Annotated in this window: 17 protein-coding genes; 7 read left to right on the forward strand and 10 right to left on the reverse strand. The window is 61.9% G+C overall.

Translation table 11 applies throughout. The features are described 5' to 3' along the window. Positions 1 to 11: 11 nt before the first annotated feature. Both alc and BLT65_RS19745 read right to left on the reverse strand, forming a co-directional pair. Entirely contained in the window at positions 12 to 1,022 is a 1,011-nt protein-coding gene (gene alc, locus BLT65_RS19740) for an allantoicase (protein ID WP_042307988.1), read from the reverse strand. A 97-nt stretch (positions 1,023 to 1,119) separates the two neighbouring features. Next, positions 1,120 to 2,451: a C4-dicarboxylate transporter DctA gene (locus BLT65_RS19745; RefSeq protein ID WP_042307986.1), complete on the reverse strand. Its 1,332-nt coding sequence runs from the start codon at positions 2,449 to 2,451 to the stop codon at positions 1,120 to 1,122. A 239-nt stretch (positions 2,452 to 2,690) separates the two neighbouring features. On the opposite strand from BLT65_RS19745, the gene BLT65_RS19750 reads away from it, so the two are divergent. Continuing rightward, entirely contained in the window at positions 2,691 to 3,383 is a 693-nt protein-coding gene (locus BLT65_RS19750) for a FadR/GntR family transcriptional regulator (RefSeq protein WP_042307984.1), read from the forward strand. An 821-nt stretch (positions 3,384 to 4,204) separates the two neighbouring features. On the opposite strand, the gene gap is transcribed toward BLT65_RS19750, so the two are convergent. Both gap and tkt read right to left on the reverse strand, forming a co-directional pair. Further along, positions 4,205 to 5,215 (reverse strand): type I glyceraldehyde-3-phosphate dehydrogenase, encoded by a 1,011-nt coding sequence (gene gap / locus BLT65_RS19755; protein WP_036002599.1) that lies wholly within the window; start codon positions 5,213 to 5,215, stop codon positions 4,205 to 4,207. 108 nt (positions 5,216 to 5,323) lie between these two features. Then, the gene (tkt, locus tag BLT65_RS19760) at positions 5,324 to 7,342 is read right to left on the reverse strand and encodes a transketolase (RefSeq protein ID WP_042307982.1); all 2,019 of its coding nucleotides are present in this window, start codon (positions 7,340 to 7,342) and stop codon (positions 5,324 to 5,326) included. A gap of 611 nt (positions 7,343 to 7,953) precedes the next feature. Between tkt and BLT65_RS19770 the strand changes: the two genes are divergently transcribed. Together BLT65_RS19770 and BLT65_RS19775 are read left to right on the forward strand one after the other, a co-directional pair. Beyond that, positions 7,954 to 8,367: a VOC family protein gene (locus tag BLT65_RS19770; protein WP_054928993.1), complete on the forward strand. Its 414-nt coding sequence runs from the start codon at positions 7,954 to 7,956 to the stop codon at positions 8,365 to 8,367. 19 nt (positions 8,368 to 8,386) lie between these two features. After that, complete coding sequence (locus BLT65_RS19775; RefSeq protein ID WP_042307979.1) at positions 8,387 to 9,127, forward strand: 16S rRNA (uracil(1498)-N(3))-methyltransferase; 741 nt, start codon at positions 8,387 to 8,389, stop codon at positions 9,125 to 9,127. A 97-nt stretch (positions 9,128 to 9,224) separates the two neighbouring features. On the opposite strand, the gene BLT65_RS19780 is transcribed toward BLT65_RS19775, so the two are convergent. From BLT65_RS19780 to BLT65_RS19795, 4 genes are all read right to left on the reverse strand, one after another. Next, entirely contained in the window at positions 9,225 to 9,785 is a 561-nt protein-coding gene (locus BLT65_RS19780) for a barstar family protein (protein ID WP_007742464.1), read from the reverse strand. A 16-nt stretch (positions 9,786 to 9,801) separates the two neighbouring features. Next, the gene (locus BLT65_RS19785) at positions 9,802 to 10,203 is read right to left on the reverse strand and encodes a ribonuclease (protein WP_042307977.1); all 402 of its coding nucleotides are present in this window, start codon (positions 10,201 to 10,203) and stop codon (positions 9,802 to 9,804) included. Between the two features lie 140 nt (positions 10,204 to 10,343). After that, entirely contained in the window at positions 10,344 to 12,044 is a 1,701-nt protein-coding gene (gene ltrA, locus BLT65_RS19790) for a group II intron reverse transcriptase/maturase (protein ID WP_091780099.1), read from the reverse strand. A 1,343-nt stretch (positions 12,045 to 13,387) separates the two neighbouring features. Beyond that, positions 13,388 to 15,682, reverse strand: coding sequence for an NADP-dependent malic enzyme (locus BLT65_RS19795; RefSeq protein WP_042307975.1), 2,295 nt, complete (start codon positions 15,680 to 15,682; stop codon positions 13,388 to 13,390). A gap of 250 nt (positions 15,683 to 15,932) precedes the next feature. On the opposite strand from BLT65_RS19795, the gene thiL reads away from it, so the two are divergent. From thiL to BLT65_RS19815, 4 genes are read left to right on the forward strand one after another with little or no spacing between them, the layout of a single operon-like run. After that, a complete protein-coding gene (gene thiL / locus BLT65_RS19800) occupies positions 15,933 to 16,928 on the forward strand; it encodes a thiamine-phosphate kinase (RefSeq protein ID WP_007743601.1) in 996 nt (331 codons plus the stop codon). Next, positions 16,918 to 17,535 carry a phosphatidylglycerophosphatase A family protein gene (locus tag BLT65_RS19805; protein ID WP_007743602.1) on the forward strand — a complete coding sequence of 206 codons (618 nt, stop codon included), beginning with the start codon at positions 16,918 to 16,920 and terminating at the stop codon, positions 17,533 to 17,535. The genes thiL and BLT65_RS19805 overlap by 11 nt, the downstream gene beginning before the upstream one ends. 43 nt (positions 17,536 to 17,578) lie before the next feature. Further along, positions 17,579 to 18,079, forward strand: coding sequence for a CinA family protein (locus BLT65_RS19810; protein WP_007743603.1), 501 nt, complete (start codon positions 17,579 to 17,581; stop codon positions 18,077 to 18,079). A gap of 31 nt (positions 18,080 to 18,110) precedes the next feature. Beyond that, positions 18,111 to 18,620: a cupin domain-containing protein gene (locus BLT65_RS19815; RefSeq protein WP_042307972.1), complete on the forward strand. Its 510-nt coding sequence runs from the start codon at positions 18,111 to 18,113 to the stop codon at positions 18,618 to 18,620. Positions 18,621 to 18,654: 34 nt separating this feature from the next. Here the strand turns inward: BLT65_RS19815 and pyrF are convergent, their stop codons facing one another. Then, entirely contained in the window at positions 18,655 to 19,470 is an 816-nt protein-coding gene (gene pyrF, locus BLT65_RS19820) for an orotidine-5'-phosphate decarboxylase (RefSeq protein WP_007743605.1), read from the reverse strand. Between the two features lie 104 nt (positions 19,471 to 19,574). Continuing rightward, a complete protein-coding gene (locus BLT65_RS19825) occupies positions 19,575 to 20,633 on the reverse strand; it encodes an aldose 1-epimerase (RefSeq protein ID WP_091780102.1) in 1,059 nt (352 codons plus the stop codon). Positions 20,634 to 20,835: the final 202 nt, after the last annotated feature.

Here is a 20,835-nt window from a genome sequence, read left to right on the forward strand (position 1 = left end):
TGCAGCGTGTGTTATTCGAGTTCGCCCCACAGGCGCAACCGCGATACGCCGCCGTCCGGGTAAATGTTGAACCGCACGTGTGTCACGGGGCCAAGCGCGGCGAGTTCGGCGCTGAACGTATGCACGTTATCCATCTGCAACTTCTGTTCGGGTAACAGAACAGGCCAGAACATCGCTTGCGTGACGAGCGAGTCGTCGGTGCCGCCCGTCACGGACGCCGCCTGCAGCGAGCAGCGATCGGGGAAATTACCCTTGAAGTGTGCGGTATCCACTTCGACCTTGCGGATCACGCCCGGCCGCGCGAGCGCCACGATCGCCCAGTCGTTGCCCGGCTCGCGGCGGCGGCGCGTCTCCCAGCCATCGCCCATGTTCACGCCGCGTCCCGGCATCAGCATCTGCGAGGCCGGCCCGAAATGCTGGTTGTTCGCGGCGACCAGATACGCGCCATTTTCGACAGCGGCCAGATCGAGCAGGTTGCCGCGTTCGATGCGCTCCCAGTCGCGCTTCGGTTGCCCATAGACGCGCAGGCGCGCCAGCCCGCCGTCCGGATACAGATTCACGCGCAGATGCGTGAACGCGCGCGTATCGCTGACTTCGACGTAGTGATGCTGATTGCCTTGCAGCGTGGTCGCGGGAACGAGGGTTTGCCAGTCGGCATTGTCGGCGGGTACGTCTTCGTTCGAATAGCAGGCTTCGATCGATGCCGCGGGCGGGAAATTGCCCGTGAAGTGGCTCGTATCGAGATCGACGCCATGCACGATGCCCGGCCGCGCGAGCCGCACCACGCAGTAATCGTGGCCCGTCGTGCGCTTGCGGCGCGTTTCCCAGCCGTCCATCCATTTGCCGTGATCGTCGTATTTACCGGGGATGAACACGGCAGGCTGCGGGTCGAGCATCCGCTCTTTCGGTGCGAAGAATTCGTCGCTGGCAAAGAGCGCCTTCGCGCCCAGGCGTGGGTCGGCGAGGTTCATGTAGCGGCGGGTGAAGGCGGGTGCGTTCGGATCGAGAATCGGATTGGCCATGATCGGTTCAGTGTCGAGTTCGAGAGAGATGAGAGGCGGCGGACTGCGAGTCCGCCGCGTTTGCCATGAGTGGTCGGTCAGATGGCGGAAAGCGTTGTCAGACGGCGTGCGCCGGATTCGCGTGGGCCGTGTTGTCGTTGTCGTGATCGGTGCTGGCGGGCACGAAGCGGTAGTCGCTGTCGAGGTTCAGCACATGGCGCGCGCGCGCCTTGTCGATATCGTTTTCCCACACGGCGACGACGACGGTCGCGACGCAGTTGCCGATCAGGTTGGTCAGCGCGCGGGCGATGCCGACAAACCAGTCGACGGGCAGGATCAGCACGAGGCCGAGCACAGGAATCGCGGGAATCGCCGAGAGCGTCGCGGCGAGAATCACGATCGCCGAGCCGGGAATGCCGTGCGCGCCCTTCGACGTCACCAGCGACACCAGCACGACGACGATCAGATCGTGCATCGACAGCGGCGTATTCGTCGCCTGTGCGATGAAGATCACCGCGAGCGTCAGATAGATCGAGAAACCGTCGAGGTTGAACGAGTAGCCGGTCGGAATCACGAGACCAACGGTCGAATCCTTCACGCCCATCCATTCGAGCTTGCGCATGATCTGCGGCAGCACGGCGTCGGACGAAGCGGTGCCGAGTACGATCGACAGTTCTTCGCGCAGATAGCGGATCAGCTTGAACACGCTGAACCCGGCGAGACGCATCACGACACCCAGCACGACGGCGACGAACACGATGCAGCTCGCGTAGAACACGATGACGAGCATGCCGAGCTGCTTCAGCGACTCGACGCCATACGTGCCCGTGGTGAACGCGATCGCGCCCAGCACGCCGAGCGGCGCAAGCTTGATGATGAAGCTCATCACGCGGAAGAACACTTGCGCGAGTTCGTCGATCAGATCGTTGACGCGTTGTGCGCGCGGCCCGAGCAGCGACAGCGCGGAGCCGACCAGCACGGAGAACACGAGAATCTGCAGGATGTCGCCCTTCGCGAATGCGTCGATCGCGGTGTCGGGGATGATCTTCAGCAGGAAGCCGGCCGTGTCCTTCAGGCTCTTCGCGTGCTCCGTGTAGGTGGCGAGCGAACCGGCGTCGAGCGTATGCAGATCGATGTTCATGCCGACGCCCGGCCGCGTGGCATACGCGAGCACCGCGCCGATCACGAGAGCGATCGTCGTCATGATTTCGAAGTAGACGACGGCTTTCAGGCCGACGCGCCCTACTTTCTTCAGATCACCTGCGTGCGCCATGCCGCTGACGACCACACAGAACACGATCGGCCCGATCACCATCTTGATCAGCTTGAGAAAGCCGTCGCCCAACGGGCGCAGCGACTGCGCGAAATGCGGAAATAGCGCTCCGAGCACGATGCCCGCCACGAGAGCGATCACCACCCGGCCAAACAGCGAATTGAAAAACTTCAACACGGCTTTCTCCCGGTCACGAGTTGGGTCTAGAACATCTGTTCATACTGGTCCGACCAGTACTGTTATGGCCAATAGTAGGAAGCCGATATAGAGAGGTCAAGGATTGTCGGGAGGGTGTTTACCCGGTCTGGTCTGACCGGACTTCTCGCCCGGATCTTGCGTGTGGGTGAAGGTTTGCGCGAAACATTGAAAGCCGTTCTACAATACTGGTCAGACCGCACCGAGCCGCTGCCGACATCATGAAAAACGTGCCGCATACTGTTACCGACTCTGCCATCTCGACGATTCGCGAGAGGATCGAGGGTGGCGTTTATCCTGTCGGGTGTTTGCTGCCGGCGCAGCGGCAATTGTCGGAAGAACTCGATATCAGCCGGGCGTCGCTGCGCGAGGCGTTATCGACGCTCGAAGCGCTCGGGCTGTTGACTATTCGTCCCGGCAAGGGCGTGTATGTGCAGTCGACGAAGGCGTCGTCGGCGCATCCGTGGCGGTTCGCAGATCAGTCGTCGTTGCCGGATACTTATCAGATGCGGTTCGCGCTGGAAGGCTTCGTTGCGCGGATGGCGGCGCTGGCTATTGGCGATAATGACGTCGAATGGTTTGAGGACAATATTGCTTCGTTGCATACGGCGCTGACTAATGGCGAGCTCGATGATGCCGCGCAGTTGGACTTCGACTTTCATATGCGGATCGTTGCGATTGCGGGCAATGCTGCTATCGAGTCCATCTTGCGGAGTAGCGCTGACATCATGAAGGAGAGTCAGCGGATGCCGTTTTATCGGCGTGAACTCGTGCTGTCTACGTATCATGAGCATCGGGCGATTCTTGATGCTTTGAAGGCCCGTGATCCGCATGCGGCCGGACTGGCTATCGAGAAGCATATTGCGAATGCGGCGCAACGCGCTGGGGTTTATTTTCCTACGCCGCAGGTTTGATTTTTTTGGTTTGGTTTGGTTTTGTCTGCGACGCTGGGTTGGTTTGCTTGGGTTTGCGCTGGCATCCGCGTTACGGTGTTTGCCATTCATGCGTCGCCCCTGTGCGGGGCGGCACCTACTTTTCTTTGCCGCCGCAAAGAAAAGTAGGCAAAAGAAAGCGGCTCACACCGCTAACACTTCTTCCTGCCTGAGGGCCCCCAACCGGTCTTACGCTTCACACGGCAACGTCCTTGTTCGCGTTCGTTGCCAACGCTTCGAATGAGCGCCTCACCCACTTCAAACACCCGAACAAGAGCCAGCGGCAGCGAATGGTATGTGCCGCCCAGGTGGCAAACTGTGTGTAGATTGTCCCGTCGTATAGCTTGGCGCTCTTACAGGATGGAGCGCATGCGCTATCGGTTCGAAGTGAGGCGTGCGAGGCACTACGGCCTACACACAGTTTGCCACCTGGGCGGCGGTGGACTACCTGGCAAGGCGTGCTGTAACGCGGACATATGAAGCGGGTGAGGCGCACCGCAAGAGCGCTGGCAACGAACGTGGGTCACGCGGTTGCCGTGTGAAGCGTAAGAACCTTTGAGGGCCCTCAGGCAAGAACTAGAAGTGGCGGTGTTAGCCGCTTTCTTTTGCCTATTTTTCTTTGCGGCGGCAAAGAAAAGTAGGTGCTGCCCCGCACAGGGGCGACGCTTGAAGCACGCTAACGAATCGCGGATGCCAGCGCAAACCCAAGCAAACCAACCCAGCGTCGCAGACAAAAAACAAACCCAAAAAAAAGAAAAAGCCGCCCAAAGGACGGCCTCTTCCCGCTGAAAAGCGAAAAAAACTTACTTCGCGTTAGCCAGTGCAACCGCCGTATCCAACATGCGGTTCGAGAAACCCCACTCATTGTCGTACCAGCTCGACACCTTCACCAGACGGCCCGACACCTTGGTCAGCGTCGCATCGAACGTCGACGAAGCCGGGTTATGGTTGAAGTCGATCGAAACCAGCGGCGCCGAGTTATACCCGAGGATGCCCTTCAGCGCGCCTTCCGACGCTTCCTTCATGATCGCGTTCACTTCATCGACAGTCGTATCGCGCTTGGCGATGAACGACAGATCGACGATCGACACGTTGATCGTCGGGACACGAATCGCATAGCCGTCCAGCTTGCCATTCAGTTCCGGCAGCACGAGACCGACAGCCGATGCAGCACCCGTCTTCGTCGGGATCTGGCTATGCGTGGCCGAGCGCGCGCGGCGCAGGTCTTCGTGGTACACGTCGGTCAACACCTGGTCGTTCGTGTACGCGTGGATCGTGGTCATCAGACCCGTTTCCAGACCGATCTTGTCGTTCAGCGGCTTGACGAGCGGCGCGAGGCAGTTCGTCGTACACGATGCGTTCGAGATGACCGTGTCCGACGCCTTCAGCACGTTGTGGTTCACGCCATAAACGATCGTCGCGTCGACGTCCTTGCCGCCCGGCGCCGAGATGATCACCTTCTTCGCGCCACCCTTGATGTGCGCGCTCGCCTTTTCCTTGGTCGTGAAAAAGCCCGTGCATTCCAGCACGACGTCGACGCCCAGTTCGCCCCACGGCAGTTCAGCCGGGTTGCGGTTGGCCAGCACGCGGATCTTGTCGCCGTTGACGATCAGGTTCTCGCCGTCGACGGTCACTTCGCCCGGAAACTTGCCGTGCGCCGTGTCGTACTGCGTCAGGTGCGCGTTCGTCTTGGCGTCGCCGAGGTCGTTGATCGCGACGATCTCGAGGTCGTGCTTCTTGCCGTTTTCATAGAAGGCGCGCAGCGTGTTGCGGCCGATCCGGCCATAGCCGTTGATTGCGACGCGAATCGTCATGTTCTATCTCCTGATGGCTGAAAAAATTTCTTCCGTGATGCTTCGGCTGATGCGCAACGAGCCGTCACGCGCGCCGCCGAAACGCAGCGCGCATGACATGGCGCGCAATTAGCCGAGTGCGGCCTTGGCCGTCTCGACAACCTTCTCGACGGTGAAGCCGAAATATTTGAACAGCACGCCGGCCGGCGCGGATTCACCGAACACGTCAATACCGACGACGCCGCCTTCCAGGCCGACATACTTGCGCCAGAAGTCCGTCACGCCCGCTTCGATCGCGACGCGGCGCACGCCGTGCGGCAGCACGCGCTCGCGGTATTCGGCGTCCTGCTTGTCGAACGTGGTCGTGGACGGCATCGACACGACACGTGCCGCAATGCCTTCGCGCGCGAGCACTTCGACCGACTTCATCGCCAGTTCGACTTCCGAACCCGTCGCGATCAGGATGATCTTGCGCGCCGGAATGTCCTCGTTCCAGTCCTTCAGCACGTAGCCGCCCTTCGCGATATTCGCGATCTGAGCGTCAGTGCGCGGGTTGAACGCGAGGTTCTGGCGACTGAAGATCAGGCACGACGGGCCTTGATGCTCGACGGCCTGCGTCCACGCAACCGCCGTTTCGACGGTATCCGCCGGACGCCATACCTGCATGTGCGGAATCAGGCGCAGGCTCGCGACGTGTTCGATCGACTGGTGCGTCGGGCCGTCTTCGCCGAGACCGATCGAGTCATGCGTGAACACGAAGATGGACGGCGACTTCATCAGCGCGGCGACGCGCAGCGCGTTGCGGCTGTAATCCGAGAACGTCAGGAACGTGCCGCCGAACGCCTTGTGGCCCCCATGCACCGCGAGGCCGTTGATGGCCGCGCTCATGCCGAATTCGCGCACGCCGTAGTTGACGTAATTGCCCGCCGCGCCGTTCTCGCCGACGCGCACGTACTTCGCCGCCTTCCAGTTGGTCAGGTTCGAGCCCGTCAGGTCAGCCGAGCCGCCGACCAGTTCCGGCAGCACAGCCGCGAGACCTTCGATAGCCTGCTGCGACGCCTTGCGGGTCGCGATGGTTTCTGCGCGCTCGTTCGCGCCGGCGATGATCGCCTGTGCCTTCTCCGCCCAGTCGGCCGGGAGCTTGTTGGCCATGCGGCGCTCGAAATCGGCGGCTTCCTGCGGGTACTTCGCGCGGTATGCGGCGAACGCGTCGTTCCATTCGCCTTCGATCTTAGCGCCATTCTCCTTCGCGTCCCACGCTGCGTAGACTTCCGGCGGAATGACAAACGGCGGATAGTGCCAGCCGAGCTTCTCGCGTACGGCCGCGACTTCCTTTTCGCCCAGCGCCGCGCCATGGACGTCGTGCGAGCCCGCCTTGTTCGGCGAGCCCTCGCCGATCACGGTCTTGCAGCAGATCAGCGTCGGCTTGTCCGACTGCTTCGCCTTCTGGATCGCGGCGTCGACGGCGTCGACGTCGTGACCGATCACGCCCGGAATCACGTTCCAGCCGTATGCCTCGAAGCGCTTCGGCGTGTCGTCGTGGAACCAGTGAATGACTTCACCGTCGATCGAAATGCCGTTGTCGTCGTAGAACGCGATCAGCTTGTTCAGCTTCAGCACGCCCGCCAGCGAGCACGCTTCGTGCGAAATGCCTTCCATCAGGCAGCCGTCGCCGAGGAACACATACGTGTGGTGATCGACGATCTTCGCGTCGGGCTTGTTGAACTCGTTCGCGAGCAGCGACTCGGCGAGCGCCATGCCGACCGAGTTCGCCAGACCCTGCCCGAGCGGGCCCGTGGTCGTCTCGACGCCCGGCGTGATGCCGTACTCGGGGTGACCCGGCGTCTTCGAGTGCATCTGACGGAAGTTCTTCAGCTCTTCCATCGGAAGGTCGTAACCCGTCAGATGGAGCAGCGAGTACAGCAGCATCGAGCCGTGACCGTTCGACAGCACGAAGCGGTCGCGATCAGACCAATGCGGGTTTTTCGGGTTGTGACGCAGGTGCCTCGACCACAGCGCAACGCCGATCTCGGCCATGCCCATCGGCATACCCGGGTGACCGGAGTTCGCTTGTTGAACGGCATCCATGGCGAGCGCGCGGATCGCGTTGGCCATCAGGGAGGTGGGGGCGGGAGACGAGGTCGTCATGTCGATTCCGGAGAATGGTCCAAAAAGCGGAGGCGCCGTTGATGGTCCGGAAGCCCGGCGGCCAGTCTGCTTCGGCGCACGGTGCGGCGCCGGGAGACGCGAGGCGGGCAGAGCAAACGGACAGGGCTGCAAAGCGGGATATTCTAACAGATAGCCGGGCTCGTCTTCGGCCATAGGACGGGCGTTTCGGAGCGATCCGGCGCGCATGGACGCCCGGCCGGCGCAAGCTGCGGAAGGCGGTCGCGGCGCCATGCGACCTGGATCTGCCGCCTGCTTGCGCGCGCTTGATCGCGCGCAATCTTCAGAACTTTGCGACGCTGTCTGAATCTTTCTGTGTGCCACCGCGATTTACGAATCCGCAAAACCAGCGCAATCCGCGCGAGTTTCGCAGCACGATCCTGCGAAAATTCGCAGACGCCGGACGCTGGAAATATCGCCACGCGCTTCATTATTCGCCGTTCGTCGCGCATCCAGCGATAAACTAAGCCAATTCTTAGAGCGTTAGCTTTGGGAGTGCTGCAAAATTCATCGCTTCTTCGGCACTGGCAGCCGCAAGGCAACACTGGTAGCGAAGGCGATGGCATGACGACCCACTGCTTCAGGAGAGTTCGATGACTGCCTCACGCCCAGCCGGAGTGCCGTGGCTGACGCCGTATCTGACCGTCCGCGATGCGCGCACGTCGATCGCATTTTTCGAGGCGGCGTTTGGTTTCCGGGTCAGGGACAGTGTGCATGACGACGGCGCCGTCATGCATGTCGAGATGACGTATCAGGATCAATTGATCGTGATGTTCGCCCCGGAAGGCGCGTTCGGCTCGACAGCGAAAACGCCGAAAAGCGCGGCCACGACGGCACCCCAATCGTTTTACCTTTATGTCGACGATGTCGACACGGTCTATGCGCGGGCCATTGCGGCCGGCGCCAGGTCGCTGAGCGAACCGCAAGATCAGTTCTGGGGCGACCGTTTTGCCCAGATCGAAGATCTGGACGGCTACCGCTGGGCGTTGGCCTGCCACCTGTCTTGAATGAATGAGAACTTTCCTTATGCCTCGCTTCTTCGTCGGCACCCCGTTCAAAACCGACGACATCGTTTCCCTACCGGATGAAGTCAATCGGCACGTGCGCGTCCTGCGCCTGCAGCCGGGCGACACCGTGAGCCTGTTCAACGGCACCGGCGGCGAGTACGGCGCCGAAATCGTCGATATGGATCGACATGGAACCATCGTGCGGATTGGCCCGTTCCGCGACGTCGAGGCTGAGCCGCCCTATCAGTTGACGCTCGCGCAGGGAATCGCCGGCAGCGACAAGATGGATTGGCTGATCGAAAAGGCGACCGAACTCGGCGCGTCGGAATTCGTGCCGCTCACTACCACCCGCAGCGTCGTTCGCCTCTCCGGCGAGCGGGCGCAACGCCGCCAGGTTCACTGGCAGCGGATCGTGCAGGCGTCGTGCGAGCAGTGCGGGCGCAACCGCCTGCCCGAAGTGATGCCGACACGCGAACTCGCCACGTGGCTCAGCTCCATGCCGAAGCAGCCCGCCGACGGCGAGTTGCGCCTCTTGCTGTCGCCGCGCGCGAGCGTGCCCTTCTCCGCCCTGCCCACCGATCCGCCGACAGTTCGCGCGCTGGTGCTGGTCGGCCCGGAAGGCGGCTTCTCGGCTGCCGAAGAAGCGGCAGCAGCGGACCACGGCTTCACGTCCGTCGGTCTCGGCCCGCGCGTGCTGCGTACCGAGACAGCCGGGATCGCCGTGCTGTCCGCGCTGGCTGCGCGCTGGGGCGGCTGGTAAGCGGCGCGTCTCACCGGCGCCTTCGTCCGAAGGAAGTCCACGCAAGAATGCAAAAGGCCCGCCAATCGGCGGGCCTTTCTTATTACAGATCCAACACTCAGGCGAACGAGTAAAACACCCGGAACGCCACTTTCCGCTCCGCCCAGAATTCCGCCGCTTCGCGGAACACGTCGAGCAGCGTCTCGCGCGCTTCCTTGTCGAACTTGATCGCGATAGGCAGCGCTTCCAGCACGATGACGAATCCCGGTTGCGAGCCAGCCTTGTGAACGAGATCGGTCAGCGAGTCGTATAGCGCGTCGTAATTCTTGCCGAAATGCTTCGGAAACAGGAACGACGTCGCGATGGTTTCCATCACTTCCTGCTTCGACTGGGCATTGCCCACAAACGCATAGAGGAAATGCTGACCGAGCCGACCCGCTTCGTCGGCGAGATCCTGCACGCGGAACGCGCGGATCGACTGCACGATGTTCGGTCGTACGGTCTGGAAAAGACTCATGCGCTCCTCTTCCGATGAAAGGCCCGTACTGGCTTCGTTCTGGACGTCACGGACCTGGCCGGCATCGCGCATCTGCATGACGCGCTGGAACATATTGCCGTCGCCGGCCGCGAGAAAATCCGTCGCGACTTTCGAGTCGTGCGCGTAGACGTTGTCGCTCATGCCGATTATCCCGATGTCATTCAATAATGCGATTAAAACTGGCGTAGTGGTCGTCTGAGTAAAAGCAATTGGTGGTCCGCTTGAGCGGCCCTCCACAGACTATGCGGCGTGCGCCGCGATCGCGGGCGCCTGGCGTGGGAACGGTGTATTCGTGGTAATAGCCGCGCCGGTGCGGCGGCAGCAACCGCTCACGATTGCCGAATACGACGCCGTCCTTCTCATACGGATAAGGCCCGCCAGCTGCAATCAAGTTCAATGTGCTGACGGCTTGCGGCGGCAATTGCGCCACCGCGATCGTGCCTCCGGCCTGTCCCTGCTGCACTTCCCGGGCCCAGCCACCTGCCGGAAAACCGCCGGCAAAACCTCCAAGCGTCAAGGCGGCGATCAGCACGCCGTCGCGGAGCCACTTGCGTGCCATGAGTCCAGGATTCCCGCTGTTGACTAACGAGTTTGACGACCATGTAGGGTAGCCCCCTTTCCTTTCGGATCAGGGGCCCCCTAAGAACTGTACGTGCGAGTTTCCCCGCATACAGCTCAAGCCTACATGCAAAATCCCGCTTATAGCAGAACCGGCTTAGTCACCGCAAGTTTACCAGCATGTACCTGGCGGTGGCAGTCCGGGTGAAGCAACACTCGATTGGAAATAGCGTCTGACCCGCCCAGCATCCGATACGTCAAATGATGATCGTGCCAACCCGTTTCTTCCGTCAAGGCCTGTTCGCAGTGCGCACAAAGTCCGTTCTGCGACATGTACAGCGAGACCCATTGTTTGCGGTAGCGCTTGGAAAGCCACATCCGCTCCTGACGCAGCGTCTCACCGTATTGCTCCCATCTGACATCGAAGGGATTGTATTCACCCGCTACTTTCTTGGTCCGCCGAACCGGCGTACTACTCGGCCGGAACAATTCCAGCAACCAAGTACTGCCATCGTCTTCCGCTATCGGCGCGCCGAATACCCACGTCCGTTTGCCAACTGTGTGAAAGTACTTCTTTCGCACCCAGCTGGCATTCTTCTGTGGATGCCGGCGCCTGCACCACCGCCAGAGCCTCTTGAAAATCAGATGCTCCATGCGGCTGTACGCCTGCTTGGCCACAACGGGGCTGTGATACTGCGCCCAGCCTCGCAACATCGGATTCAACAGAAGGATCAGACCTTCCTGAGTCGCCTCCTTGTTGCCACTGATCGTTTCCGCCACCTTGCGATAGAACGCTTTCACGTTCTTCTTGCTTGGCTTGATGAGCAGCTTTCCCGAATACTTCCGGAAATTCCACCCCAGGAAGTCGAAGCCGTCATCAATGTGAGTGACCCGCGTTTTCTCCTCCGATAGTCGCAGTCCTCGAACGTCAAGGAATGCTTCCACCCAAGGTTTCACCTCGTTTTCCAGCAACTCCTTCGAATTGCCAGTGATCACGAAGTCATCCGCGTATCGCACCACATTCACTTTCAGCTTCGAGGCTTTAACCACTCCGTACCGGGCACGAAGGTGCTTCAGTAGTTCGGGTTCAAGCCCGTTCAGCGTCACGTTAGCCAGCGTCGGGGAGATGATCCCTCCCTGCGGCGTACCGGCCTCAGTCGCCTGCAGCTGACCCTTGTAAATCAGGCCAGCCTTCAACCACTTCCGCAGGATCTCCGCGTCCATAGGGACGTGGTTCTCCAGCCAGTCGTGGTTGATGTGGTCAAAGCAGCCCTTGATATCTGCTTCCAGTATCCATTGGGCCGAGGCCTTCTTGGACGTGCAAACAAATATCTGACTCTTCGCGTCGGCCGTCGAGCGGTTAAGCCTGAACCCATATGAGTTCGGGTCGCTCGTCGATTCCGACACCGGCTCCAATGCCAGCAAATACAGAGCCTGCATCGCCCTGTCCCGCATGGTCGGGATACCCAGAGGGCGCTCCTTCCCATTGGCCTTGGGGATAAAGACCCTCCGTAGTGGCAGGGGTCTGTATCCACGCCGCTTCAACCTGCCGACAGCTTCCCATCGGCTTTCAGGCGAATCCCATAGCTCGCGATCGACTCCCGCCGTTCGCGCACCCTGGTTTTGCGTAACACGTCGTACCGCATACAGCTTTGCGGACAACGTGCGGGTCAGCATCCGTTGCAGAGTTTTCACCCTGCGCCAATCGCTTTCCCGCGTCGCCTTCGCAATTCGAATCTGCATCCCTCTCACGTTCCGTTCAACCCGACGCCAATCGACGGCGTGCCAGTTGTTCGGCGCGTGGAAAAGCGCAGATCCATCCTTTCGGACAGATACTCTCATGCTGCTCTCCTGCTCGATGAAGTGAAACCCGAGCGGAGACCAGACCACCCCTTGCGGGAGCGATCTGCTCCCGCAAGGGGGTTAAAAACGTACGTTGATGGTCCGGAAGCCCATCAACAATCACTTTCCAGCCGAGGGTAGTCAGCCATCTTGCGACGGTAGACCAGACGGAAGTCTGCCCGCTTATCGCGTGAGGTAATGTCTCAACCCCTATCCGGGCCATTACAGCCCGGCATTCGCTTTCTCCGTCCTCCCATACCCGCACCGTCAAAAGCGTTCCTTGCGGTCCGCCGGCCAGCCATCCTGCACTGGCAACGATACGGGCTTACCACGTTCCCGGCATGTCACACGACTGACGTAGGTCCCACCTATTCCCCGGCGGTCTGTTGGCGACGTAACCCGAACTTTCAGCGGGGTAACCGACCGCACACCATTTTGGTTAGTGCCCAGCAGCAGTTGGCACTTTCCTTATCACGAGGTTTATCAGTGATTCACATACGTTGACCATATCAGCCAGCCTAGCTCCGAATCCCCTGCTGCTGAGGATTACCAGACGGGTACCTCGCGGCACTCGCCTGCCCGAAACGTCCGGGGGCTTCATTGTCAGAAGAGCTTCACACCCCACCGTTGCCAGTGGCGCATGTCTTCTTAGGCTACTGCTAGTCGCATAGCAGGTTCTCTGCTTCGCTCCTACATCTCGCGAAGGCGAACAATGACACGCCGAGCTTTGCGCTCGACTTGTGCCGAACCACGTCCAAACTCGGACGCAGGTATCACATACTCCAATCCGCTTGGTTAGCGGAGTTGAAGCCGCTAACTGGGCGGAACCTGACGGTAATCAGGTCAATGCAATCAAATTGACCGGCGCGGACGCCGACCAATATTCACGGCAGCGATTCCTAGCAAGCAGCACTAGGTTTCGCTTACTTCACAGGGGTGGCATCAAGGTGCCACGCATATGGGACGGCTTTCGCCGTCCAGTCGATGCGACGCGTGTCGCACGAAAGTCGTAAGGGTATCGCTAATGTCTTTTGGAATCAATGTTCATTGGTCGGACGAAAGGCCGTCCAAGCGAAAACGGCAGGGCGCCGACGCAAGATATGACACATTTTGACAGAGGTTTTAGCCCGAGTGAGATAAAGTTATCTCCGAGGCAAGATGTTGGACGGCGTTCATGCCTCGTCGTCCGGACAGTTCGAACAACGGATTCATGTCAGCGTCTGCCTTTTTGCGGGATGGCTAATCCCCACCCATTGCTCGAAGGCGTGCCCATTGCGGGCACGCCTCTTTTTTTTGCCTGCGCGGGCTAAAAACCAATAGCCCGCGCCGAAACAACGACAGATTTATCGCGTTGCGTTCACGTCGGCGACCAACAGCGCCGTCATGTTGACGATCCGGCGAACCGTCGCCGACGGCGTCAGCACGTGTACCGGCTGCGCCGCGCCGAGCAGGATCGGCCCGATCGCGATGTTGTTGCCAGCCGCCGTCTTCAGCAGGTTGTACGAGATGTTGGCGGCGTCGATGTTCGGCAGCACCAGCAGGTTCGCGTCGCCTTCCAGCGTCGAATCCGCGAGGATTTCCTTGCGCAGGTTCGCGTCGAGTGCCAGGTCACCGTGCATTTCGCCGTCCACCTGCAGATGCGGCGCGCGTTCGTGCAAGATAGCCAGCACATCGCGCATTTTCTGTGCAGAAGGCGCGTTGCTCGTGCCGAAGTTCGAGTGCGACAGCAGCGCGATCTTCGGCTCGATACCAAAGCGGCGCACTTCTTCCGCCGCCATGATCGTGATCTCGGCCAGTTCTTCCGCCGTCGGATCGACGTTCACGTGTGTATCGACGAGGAAAATCTGGCGGTTCGGCAGCACTAGCGCATTCATTGCCGCGTAGACCTTCGCGCCTTCCTTCTTGCCGATCACCTGATCGATGAAGTGCAGGTGGCGGTGCGTCGTGCTGACCGTGCCGCAGATCATGCCGTCGGCGTGACCCTTCTTCACCAGCATCGAGCCGATCAGCGTCGTGCGGCGGCGCATTTCGAGCTTCGCCATCTGCTCGGTGAAGCCCTTGCGCGACATCATCTTGTGATACGTCTGCCAGAAGTCGCGGTAGCGTTCGTCGTGGTCGGTGTTGACGATCGTGTAGTCCTGACCGTTGACGAGACGCAGGCCGAATTTCGCGATGCGTTGCTCGATCACAGCCGGACGGCCAATCAGAATCGGCTTCGCCAGCTTTTCGTCAACGACGATCTGCACCGCGCGCAGTACGCGCTCTTCTTCGGCTTCCGCGAACACGATGCGCTTCTTCTCCGGCTCGACGCCGCGCGCGAGCTGGAAGATCGGCTTCATCGTCGTACCGCTGTGGTAGACGAACTGCTGCAGATGCTGCTTGTACGCCTCCATGTCTTCGATCGGACGCGTGGCGACGCCGGCATCCATCGCGGCCTGCGCGACGGCGGGCGCGATCTGGACGATCAGGCGCGGATCGAAAGGCTTCGGAATCAGATATTCCGGACCGAACGACAGGTCCTGAATGCCGTAAGCCGTCGCAACGATGTCAGATTGTTCCTGGCGCGCCAGTTCCGCGATTGCGTTGACCGCGGCGATTTCCATTTCCTTCGTAATCACCGTCGCGCCGACGTCGAGCGCGCCGCGGAAGATGAACGGGAAACACAAAACGTTGTTGACCTGATTCGGATAGTCGGTACGGCCCGTCGCAAGCACGGCGTCGGGGCGCACTTCCAGCGCGAGTTCCGGCAGGATTTCCGGCGTCGGGTTGGCCAGCGCGAGAATCAGCGGCTTGTCAGCCATGCCCTTGACCATGTCCTGCTTGAGCACGCCACCCGCCGACAGACCGAGGAACACGTCCGCGCCGCCCATCACTTCCGACAGCGTGCGCGCGTCGGTCTCACGAGCGAAACGCTCCTTGTCCGGGTCCATCAGTTCCGTGCGGCCCTTGTAGACGACGCCGGCCAGGTCGGTCACGTAGATGTTCTCGATCGGCATGCCGAGATCGACCAGCAGGCTCAGACACGCCAGCGACGCCGCGCCCGCGCCCGATGCGACCAGCTTCACTTCCTTGATGCTCTTGCCGACCACCTTCAGGCCGTTCGTGACAGCCGCCGCGACGACGATTGCCGTGCCGTGCTGGTCGTCGTGGAAGACGGGGATCTTCATGCGCTTGCGGCATTCGCGCTCGACGATGAAGCAGTCCGGCGCCTTGATGTCTTCAAGGTTGATGCCGCCGAAGGTCGGCTCGAGCGCGGCGATCACCTCGACCAGCTTGTGCGGGTCCGACTCGTTCAGCTCGATGTCGAACACGTCGATACCGGCGAACTTCTTGAACAGCACGGCCTTGCCTTCCATGACCGGCTTCGACGCGAGCGGCCCGATGTTGCCGAGGCCCAGCACCGCGGTGCCGTTGGACACGACGCCGACCAGGTTGCTGCGCGCCGTGAAGCGCGCCGCATTCAGCGGGTTTTCGACGATCGCCTCGCACGCGAACGCAACGCCTGGCGAGTACGCCAGCGCGAGGTCGCGCTGGTTGATCATCTGCTTCGTCGGGGCGATCGCGATCTTCCCGGGGGTCGGGAATTCGTGATAATCGAGAGCGGCTTCACGGAGTTTGGTATTGACGGGAGTCGACATAAGCGGACTTGGAAGTGCGGATTAGAATAGATGTTCGATCGCATTGTAGCGCCAATCCCAAAAGTCGAACCCTGCAATCCGGGTGCAAGTGCCGCGACCGAAACAGCGTGAAAGGAAAGCACACCGTTTTGTCGGGTTCCGTGCCGCGACTACAATGCGCGCCTTTAGCGTCGTGTTAGCTTCGATTAGCGTTTCTTGAACGCATCCATCCACCCGCTTCCGCCGTCTTTCGCGCTCATACGCCTTATTTATGCTTTCAGAGTTTTCGCTGATCGACCGCTTCTTCGCGCGCCGCGCGTCGGGTTCGACCTACCCGCAGCGCGCGGTCCTTGGCATCGGTGACGATTGCGCGCTGCTCGCGCCGCCTGCCGGCGAGATGCTCGCCATATCGACGGACATGCTGGTCGAAGGCCGCCACTTCTTTCCCGACGTCGATCCGAAGGCGCTCGGTCACAAGGCGCTCGCCGTCAATCTGTCGGACCTCGCGGCGATGGGCGCAAAGCCGCAGGCGTTCACGCTCGCGTTCTCCCTGCCGAAAGCCGACGCCGACTGGCTGTCCGCGTTCAGCGACGGCCTCTTCGATCTCGCCGAGCGCCACGGCTGCGAACTGGTCGGCGGCGATACGACGGGCGGGCCGCTGAATCTGTGCATCACCGTGTTCGGCTCGGTGCCGCCGCAGAGCGCACTGCGCCGCGACGCCGCGCAGCCCGGCGACGACATCTGGGTATCCGGCACGTTGGGCGATGCGCGCGCGAGTCTCGGCGTGCAACGCGGCGAGTGGTCCGCCGATGCCAACGACGCTGCGACATTCCGCCGCGCCATGGAGTTGCCCGAGCCACGCGTCGCTCTAGGCCTCGCGTTGCGCGGGGTCGCGCGCGCCGCGCTGGATATTTCCGACGGCCTGGCGGGCGACCTGATGCACATCCTCGAACGCTCGCGCGTGAACGCGACCGTCGACGCCGACGCGCTGCCACGCTCGGACGCGCTGCGCCGCCTCTCTACGGACATCCAGCGCCGCTGCACGATCGCGGGCGGCGACGATTACGAGTTGTGCTTCACCGCGCCGCCGTCCGCGCGCGCTGAAGTCGTTGCAGCGGGTCAACAGGCGCGTTTGCCCGTGACGCGCGTCGGTACAATAACTCCGCTCGATGCGGCCGGCGCCGTGCCCGCGATCTCGTGGCACGACGCGTCAGGCGCTCCACTTACATTGACGTTGCAAGGCTTCGATCATTTCCATGCAGAATGAATCCTCGCTTGGCCCGGCCGGCAGTTTCTCCGACGCGCCAACAGGCGGACAGCCCGGCCCATCCGGCGGCACACCCGACGGCAAGCCTGAAGGAGCGTCGAACGGCGAACCGCGCGCACCGCGGCCCCGCCGCGCGACCGCGCGCTTCATGCTGTCACATCCATTGCATATCTTGTCGCTGGGTTTCGGCAGCGGCCTGTCGCCGATCGCGCCCGGCACGTTCGGCACGCTGTTCGCTTGGGCATCGTTCGCTGCGTTCAGTGCGCAGCTGACCGTCATCGAATGGGGCATTCTGATCGTCGTCGGTTTTGTCGCGGGCATCGGCATTTGCGGCTTCACTGCGAACCGGCTCGGCATTGAAGATCCGTCGCCTGTCGTGTGGGACGAGATCGTCGCGTTCTGGCTGGTGCTGCTGATGGTGACGCCCGCCACCTTCACGGGACAGCTGTGGGCGTTCATCGTGTTCCGCTTCTTCGACATGGTGAAGCCGCCGCCCATCCGTTATTTCGACCGCAGACTGAAAGGTGGCTTTGGCATCATGTTCGACGATCTCGTCGCGGCGTTCTTCACGTTGCTCGTGATTGCGCTCTGGCGGATGTCGGTCTGATCGTTTCCTGCGTTTCCCGCGTTTTTCTTACCCCGAGTCCAGCATGGCTACCGATTCCGTCGTTCACCAACTCGCCATTCGCGCCGGCAATCGTCTGCGCGATGAGCGGCTGATGCTTGCCACGGCTGAATCCTGCACGGGCGGCATGGTCGCGACGGCCATCACCGATATTTCCGGCAGCAGCGGATGGTTCGAGCGCGGCTTCGTCACATACTCGAACCAGGCCAAGAGCGAGATGATCGGCGTGCCGCCCGATCTCATCGAGAAGCACGGCGCCGTGTCCGAGCCCGTCGCGCGGGCGATGGTCGAGGGCGCGTTGCGGAATTCCCGCGCGCAGGTCGCGCTGTCCATTACGGGCGTGGCGGGCCCCGGCGGCGGCACCGAGACAAAGCCGGTCGGGATGGTGTGCTTCGGTTGGAGCAACCGGCTGCATACCGTCGTCGAGACGCTGGTGTTCAAGGGCGACCGCGAGCGCGTGCGCGTGCAGGCGGCGACGCACGCATTGCGCGGGCTGTTGACCTTGCTCGACGAGCGGGAGCGCTGAGCTTCCAGGTTCTCAACTACAGCAGGAAATCATGGCCCGTCATATCGACCGCGATGAACTGATCCGCCGCTTCGATCTCCAGCCACATCCCGAAGGCGGGTTCTTTCGCGAGACGTACCGCTCGTCCGATGCCATCCGGCGCGAAGGTTCCGCCAATTCCCGCTCCGCTTCCACGGCGATCTACTACCTGCTTTGCGATGGCGCGCACTCCGCGTGGCACCGCATTCAGTCGGACGAAGTCTGGCATTTCTATGCCGGCGATCCGCTCAACGTTTATGCGCTGGAAGACGACGGCTCGCTCACCGTTCATCGTTTGGGCAACGCGCTCGAACATGCCGACTGCGTGTTTCAAGCCGTTGTGCGGTCAGGTAGGTGGTTCGCCGCGCAATGCGACGACGCGGCGAGCGTTGCGCTCGTCGGCTGCACGGTCGCGCCGGGGTTCGAGTTCAGCGAGTTCGAGATTGCGGATGTCGACGCGTTGGTGCGCGAGTATCCGCAGCATCGGGACTTGATCGAAAAGCTTGGGCCGGCCGGCGCTTAACCGGGCCCGGCCTTCACAGCACTAAAGCCGCGCTTTAACGAAACGCGTTAATGCGGTCGCGCGTATCCTTCGCGGCTTGCGCGGCGGCCTCGACCCAATCGTCGCCCTTGCCCGCGTACAGAATCGCACGCGACGAATTGATCAGCATGCCCGCGCCCGCTGCCGTGCGGCCCGCCCGGACCGTCGCTTCGACGTCGCCGCCTTGCGCGCCGATACCTGGAATCAGCAGCGGCATGTCGCCGACGATGCCGCGCACCACTTCGATTTCCTTCGGGAACGTCGCGCCGACCACCAGACCCAGCTGGCCCTTCGCGTTCCATTTTTCCGCCGCGAGCCGCGCGACGGTCTGATACAGCGGACGACCTTCCGTCTCCAGAAACTGCAAATCCGAGCCGCCTGGATTCGACGTCCGGCACAGCACGATCACGCCCTTGCCGTCATGCTCCAGATACGGCTCGATCGAATCGAAGCCCATGTACGGATTCACCGTGACGGCATCGGCGCGATAACGGTCGAACGCTTCGCGGGCGTACTGCTCGGCCGTGCTGCCGATATCGCCGCGCTTCGCGTCAAGAATCACGGGCAGACCCGGATGCTTCAGATGAATGTGCGCGATCAGCTGTTCCAGCTGCTCTTCCGCGCGATGCGCGGCGAAGTAGGCAATCTGCGGCTTGAACGACGATGCGTAAGGCGCTGTCGCGTCGACGATCCTCTTGCAGAAATCGAAGATCGCGTCAGAACGGTTGGCGTACGCGCCGGGAAACCTGGTCGGCTCGGGATCGAGGCCGACGCACAGCAGCGAATTGGTCGTGTGCCATGCGTGGTCGAGCGTCTGGATGAATGTGGACATAGAAAATCTCGCGGCGCGCGGGTAACGGATGAGCCGCGTATTTTACTCGCGCGGCGCAATGCGGGCCGCATCGGCGATCAGCCCGCTTCGGCTGCCCGCCCGTGCTACCCGCGCTTCGCCGCGCGCCCACCCGCCATCGCGCGCAGTCCTGTGCGCTCGACCGCGAAGCTGAACGAGCGTGCAAGCCGCTGGCCGCGCGCGAGCATCGTCATGCCGTTGTCGGCAGCGCCGCCCGGCAGGTTCATCGCGTTGATCGGGTGATCGACGGGTTCGAAGCAGAAAAAGTCTTTCGACGTCGGCGTGTAGAGAATGTAGTACTCGGTGCTCGACGACATCGTCAGCGACAGGCGCCGCTTCGGCCACACGACCGTCGCATGTCCGCTCCAGCCGGTAAACGCGTGATTGACGAGTGAGCGCGGCAACGGATACGCAACGCCGAATTGCCATGCGGGCGGCACAGGCACATGGCGCACAGGCAGCCAGTCTTCGTCCGACAGCCACAAGCCCGCCGCAGCCGCCGACAGTTGCGTGTCGGCATCGCGCACCAGAAACGGATGCACGCCGAGGCCGAACGGCATCGCTTCGCGTCCGGTATTTTCGACTTCCAGCGTGATGACGAGCGTCGAGCCGTCGAGCGCGTAAGTCTGCGTCGCGCGATACGCGTACGGTTTACCGTCGCGACGGTCGAGCGTCAGTGTAAGGTTTTCGGCGTCAGCGGCCGCGATGGTCCAGTCCGCAAGCCAGCCGTCGCCGTGAATCGGCAACGGCTCGCCCGTGCGGTTGCACGGCACGTCGATCGCGCGCTCGCCCAGCATGAATTGCCCGCCGCCGATCCGGTTCGAATACGGCAGCAGCGAGTAACAGGCGAGATCGTTCGCGTCCGTGTCCGCATCGACATGACGGCAGCGCCGGAACACAGGCACGAGCGTGCCTTCGTTGCGAAAGTCGAAGCGCGTGATGCCGCCGCCCAGCGACGGCGCCACATCGAGACGCAGCAGCGAATTGGCGAGCGTCACGCACGCGACGTCGGCGGCGCTTCCCGCGCCGACCGCCACTGCGGACGTACTCGGCCCGGCCAGCACCGGCTGCACGGTGGCCTCGAGCCGGGCGCGCCGCGCGCGCGATTGTGGAGAAGATGGGACAGCGGAATTCGCGACAGTCATATCACACTCCCACGAGAGGCATCGGACGGCATGATCGGCGCATCGGAGAACAGATGGCTGCTTGTGCGGGCGGCACGTCGTAGCGGCCGCCTCCTGAGTTTTGTTGCGCGCCCCAAATCTGACTGCCTTCGGGGCGTGGACTACCTTGCTTCGGATACTGCGAAAGTCTTTTAGTTCGCCTGCGTTGCGCACCGCGCGCTTG

It is taken from the genome of Paraburkholderia steynii (genome assembly GCF_900100565.1).
Lineage (GTDB): Bacteria > Pseudomonadota > Gammaproteobacteria > Burkholderiales > Burkholderiaceae > Paraburkholderia > Paraburkholderia terrae.

Bases quoted from the DNA above. Each gene is read 5' to 3' on its own strand.
- tkt (WP_042307982.1), bottom strand. From the start codon at position 7,342: ATGACGACCTCGTCTCCCGCCCCCACCTCCCTGATGGCCAACGCGATC.
- BLT65_RS19825 (WP_091780102.1), bottom strand. From the start codon at position 20,633: ATGACTGTCGCGAATTCCGCTGTCCCATCTTCTCCACAATCGCGCGCG.
- BLT65_RS19770 (WP_054928993.1), top strand. From the start codon at position 7,954: ATGACTGCCTCACGCCCAGCCGGAGTGCCGTGGCTGACGCCGTATCTG.
- pyrF (WP_007743605.1), bottom strand. From the start codon at position 19,470: ATGTCCACATTCATCCAGACGCTCGACCACGCATGGCACACGACCAAT.
- ltrA (WP_091780099.1), bottom strand. From the start codon at position 12,044: ATGAGAGTATCTGTCCGAAAGGATGGATCTGCGCTTTTCCACGCGCCG.
- BLT65_RS19775 (WP_042307979.1), top strand. From the start codon at position 8,387: ATGCCTCGCTTCTTCGTCGGCACCCCGTTCAAAACCGACGACATCGTT.
- BLT65_RS19810 (WP_007743603.1), top strand. From the start codon at position 17,579: ATGGCTACCGATTCCGTCGTTCACCAACTCGCCATTCGCGCCGGCAAT.
- thiL (WP_007743601.1), top strand. From the start codon at position 15,933: ATGCTTTCAGAGTTTTCGCTGATCGACCGCTTCTTCGCGCGCCGCGCG.
- BLT65_RS19805 (WP_007743602.1), top strand. From the start codon at position 16,918: ATGCAGAATGAATCCTCGCTTGGCCCGGCCGGCAGTTTCTCCGACGCG.
- BLT65_RS19795 (WP_042307975.1), bottom strand. From the start codon at position 15,682: ATGTCGACTCCCGTCAATACCAAACTCCGTGAAGCCGCTCTCGATTAT.
- BLT65_RS19780 (WP_007742464.1), bottom strand. From the start codon at position 9,785: ATGAGCGACAACGTCTACGCGCACGACTCGAAAGTCGCGACGGATTTT.
- BLT65_RS19750 (WP_042307984.1), top strand. From the start codon at position 2,691: ATGAAAAACGTGCCGCATACTGTTACCGACTCTGCCATCTCGACGATT.
- gap (WP_036002599.1), bottom strand. From the start codon at position 5,215: ATGACGATTCGCGTCGCAATCAACGGCTATGGCCGGATCGGCCGCAAC.
- alc (WP_042307988.1), bottom strand. From the start codon at position 1,022: ATGGCCAATCCGATTCTCGATCCGAACGCACCCGCCTTCACCCGCCGC.
- BLT65_RS19815 (WP_042307972.1), top strand. From the start codon at position 18,111: ATGGCCCGTCATATCGACCGCGATGAACTGATCCGCCGCTTCGATCTC.
- BLT65_RS19785 (WP_042307977.1), bottom strand. From the start codon at position 10,203: ATGGCACGCAAGTGGCTCCGCGACGGCGTGCTGATCGCCGCCTTGACG.